At 39.1% G+C, this 3,894-nt stretch carries 3 protein-coding genes; 1 reads left to right on the top strand and 2 read right to left on the bottom strand.

The annotated features are described in order from the left end of the window. Positions 1–877: 877 nt before the first annotated feature. Positions 878–2,428, bottom strand: a complete 1,551-nt coding sequence (locus A7325_RS12895; protein WP_068408780.1) for a MobA/MobL family protein — start codon at positions 2,426–2,428, stop codon at positions 878–880. A gap of 81 nt (positions 2,429–2,509) precedes the next feature. On the opposite strand from A7325_RS12895, the gene A7325_RS12890 reads away from it, so the two are divergent. Then, positions 2,510–2,875, top strand: coding sequence for a hypothetical protein (locus tag A7325_RS12890; RefSeq protein ID WP_068408778.1), 366 nt, complete (start codon positions 2,510–2,512; stop codon positions 2,873–2,875). Between the two features lie 593 nt (positions 2,876–3,468). Here the strand turns inward: A7325_RS12890 and A7325_RS13875 are convergent. Next, positions 3,469–3,639 (bottom strand): hypothetical protein, encoded by a 171-nt coding sequence (locus tag A7325_RS13875; protein WP_197488915.1) that lies wholly within the window; start codon positions 3,637–3,639, stop codon positions 3,469–3,471. Positions 3,640–3,894 lie beyond the last annotated feature (255 nt).

Here is a 3,894-nt window from a genome sequence, read left to right as displayed (position 1 = left end):
AAATAGCTGAATAATAAGGTATGAATATTATATTTAGTGGCAGGGCTTGATGTGTTTCTATTAACATTATGTTTGTGATTCTTAAATTAGAATTGCGACTCTGTTAATTTGTTTTTTTTGATCTATATATATTATAATTTTTTTTGTGAGTCCTTATAATATATAGCCTAGGGGGCTATATATTACTTGTAATAGCCTAAGCTTGTTTATATGCTGTTGGTGGAGTTTGAGCAGATATCGGGAACACTCACCCTAAAGCATTTGCAGTTGAAAAACTGCAAATCCTTTAGTGTGTTTCCGATAGTGATTTATATGCCGTCGGCATCGTCGTCGCTTTCAATCGGGTGTCATCACTGTATTAAGCTGACACTGGTAGAATTACGGCTAATAGCACCGCCTGAACGTGGTTCTACCCGCTATACAGACTGTTCCGCAAGGGTTGCCCCAATATGCGTACTAAGCTGACCTGCATAACCACTCATACCACTTCTCAATATGTTCAGCTCCCCCTGTCGAGAGATTGCTTATCACCCCAAAAACGCAGTCGTCGCTGATGCCTGCCACCCATTTTTAGGGACAGTTAGTGGTATATAGAGAGTATGAAAAACGAGTAAATAAGCGATTTTGTATTGATTAGAAGTGTATTTTTGATAGAATGAGCGTAACAACAAGCTCTGTCTGTTCAAATAACGCACTGTGAATGCTTATTTGTTCGTTATTCAAGTCGCCAAACTTGTCTAACTGTTGTGTACTATGCTAAACGAAAAGCGCTCTACTGTGCAAGCAGTTTGAGCGTTTTTTTATGTCTGCGTTTTAAGTTAAGCTTAACAAATATTACATCTATATTCTTTTTTGATATTTAAGAAAAGGTTAATGGTTAGCGTGGAGTGTAGGTATAGCTTGGGGTATGAGGTGTCGGCTCGGGTTTTTCATGCCCTGCCTCTATTTGTGACTTCTGTGTCATATCTAAAGATGGGCTGCTTATAATAACTTGCTCAGTGCGAGCCATTTCATCCTGTTTATACAGCATTTCCTCTCTTTCAGGGTCTGTTAGCAGTATTAAAATGCGCTCATTGTCATGATATGAAAGGCTATCTCTAAGCTGCGATTGGCTCACATATTCGCCATTAAACCCTGTGAGGTTATCGCTTATATTGTTGATAATATCTCGCTGACGCTGATTAAATTCCAGTATTGGATTGGGTTCGGGGTTAGGTTTGGGTTTTGAACCAGCAACCGCAGCCCAGTCACTTATCTGTATCATAGGCTCATAGTTATTAATATCTCTATACTTCTGTACCGCTTGCTTTATCAAGGCTGCAGACGGTCTAGCAAGGACTGTATTTGCTTGTTTTGCGAGTCTATTAAAGACGATTGATTGCTCGTCAAATCTTTGAGTTGCTTGTTCTGAATCAAAATGGGTTGTAGTTGCATTTGATAGCCAGTCACTTGATCGTTCAATCCAACTATTTGCTCTGTCTGCTGTTTTACTAATGCTAGCAATGCAACTACTTGCTGTTGACTTAATAACGGCTCTGTTTCGCTCTTTGATTTCATCGTTAGTTATCCTTATTTTTGTTTCAACGCCATATCTAGCAAGAACCGTTGCGTTCTTTCCCTCTTTGCGTTGTGGTTCAATATCAAGCCCTAAGTCTTTATAAGACCTGTGGCTAATGAGTGCTATATCATGGTGTGCCAATCGGTCATTGACCATATTTGCCCATAGCTCACGCACCTGTTTGATATAGTCGCCACCGTTGACCATGCCTTTATCTTTACGCCACTTTTCAGACCTTTCACTGTCTGCCTTGTCGCCCAGCAATAGCTCGCCGTCTTTGGTTAGCTTGGCTTTGCGTGTAGTAAACATAATATGCGCGTGTATATTGCGATCATCGGGTTCAAGCGCCTTTACGTCATCGACTCTCACTAGCTCGGTTTTCTGTGTATCGGGGTCATACCACTCGATATAGTCGGCTTTAGGTTTGTAATCTTTGATAGTTGGCTTATGAATACAATAATCACCAATCACGCCCAAGTCATCGGCTAACTTTTGGGTAAACTCTGCTGTTAGTTGTTCGTTTTCTTCGTCTGACAGCTCGCTAGGCAACGCTAGCAACCACTCCCTAGCAAGTCTAGCGGTCTGCTTTAAACGGCTGCCTTTGACGCTCCTAGTGGTTGTTTCGTGTTGTTCAACACTACTCCACAGCTCTTGTCTGTTGATCGAAAAACCTTGACCACTTAAAGTGATTGGCAAAACGATATTTTTAGCTAATACGCCATGCTTTTTGGTGTAGTCATGAGTGGTCGCATTGGGGTTTAGTTTGTTAGTGTCGGTCAGTTTTTCACCTGCTCGGTAAGCTGCTGCCGCGACAACATTATGCCCTTTTGACCTGCTTATATGTTTAGTTCCAGCTCTGAATATTGCCATATTAACCACCTTGTAAAATAGTAAGCTACGGTTTAAAGGTACTGATATACTGAATGCCTATCTATACAAAGGGACTTATAAATGACCATCACCATTTCAGGTAACACTTTCGAACGATGCGGTACAGCAGTAAGCGCTCCAAGCGATATACAAGGTTTAGATATACATGGAAACTCAATAATAAACTGTGGTCAAGGCATCGTAATTAGAGATAACATCACAGATAAAGATTTGAGAAACCTTGTTGAGAAAATAGACAATCTAGTGCTAACTACCGAGGAAGATAAACGACTAGCTCATGAAGCTAAACAGTTACTTGAGATTGAAATATCGTTACCTCCTGAACGAAAGGAGGTAGCAGCTACTCTTCGAAATATTTGTGAAAGCCTTGCAGCTTCAACTATTTTCACAGCAATTACAGCATGGGCACATACCATAGCCATGTAATCGTCATTTTTTCGGGGTTTGGGGTTTCCCCAACGTGGCTTATGTAAACCTGTAGATGATAGGGCGTAGCTCTATTATATACAGGTTTACGTAACCGCGCTCTTGACAGAGGGTCTAAAGGCTTTAGATTGCATTTGGTAGTATCATGACAAAAACTCGAATAACGTGCTTATTGACTCGAATAACGTGCTTATTGACTCGAATAACACACCTATTGGCTCGAATATAGAGATTTGTAAGGGATAATGATGGATATTGCGATTGGTTTAGTGATTGCTGGGTTGATGTACTGTTTTTATGTGTACGCTCGGGCACAGAATGAAGTCAGGAGGAAAAATAAAGCTACTTTAGACTTAGTAAGGTCAGAAGAAAAAATGAAGCACTGGAACGTATTGAAAGCCTAATTTTTGATTTAAGGCATGAATTATTAAATGAGCAAAGGATTAATCAAGAGCTTTCAACAGAAGCACATAAGAAGATCTTTAAAAAGGTTCAGAAGATAGAAGCTTTCTTGATTAAAGACCTAAGTGATGATGAATTTGACTCTTACATGGCTCAAGAAGACCATGATTAGATTACCCCATAGCTATAATTCAACCCTTTTTAGTTGTAAATAAGTCGCCTTGACCGTGTTTTTTAGCATACTCACGCATGAAAGCCCTTATAGCTTGTGACGCTGTAGTATCGTTGTTTGAACAAGCATGATGAAACACTTTAATCAGATCTTCATCAACACGAATTGTAAAGCTTTTGCTTTCAGACATAAAAACCCTCATAGTACATACTCAGTGAGTACATAGTATGTACTATGTATGTACAATGCGCAAGTAATTTAGTTTAAAAATTTCATCGAATTATTTGTACATACATAGTACATACGAATAGCAAATTATTATGTGTAAATAGCTGAATAATAAGGTATGAATATTATATTTAGTGGCAGGGCTTGATGTGTTTCTATTAACATTATGTTTGTGATTCTTAAATTAGAATTGCGACTCTGTTAATTTGTTTTTTTT

The sequence above is a fragment of the Psychrobacter sp. SHUES1 genome (assembly GCF_001652315.1).
GTDB lineage: Bacteria > Pseudomonadota > Gammaproteobacteria > Pseudomonadales > Moraxellaceae > Psychrobacter > Psychrobacter faecalis.
The sequence above is the reverse complement of the archived record's forward strand: the minus strand, read 5'-3'. Positions and strand labels throughout refer to the sequence as shown.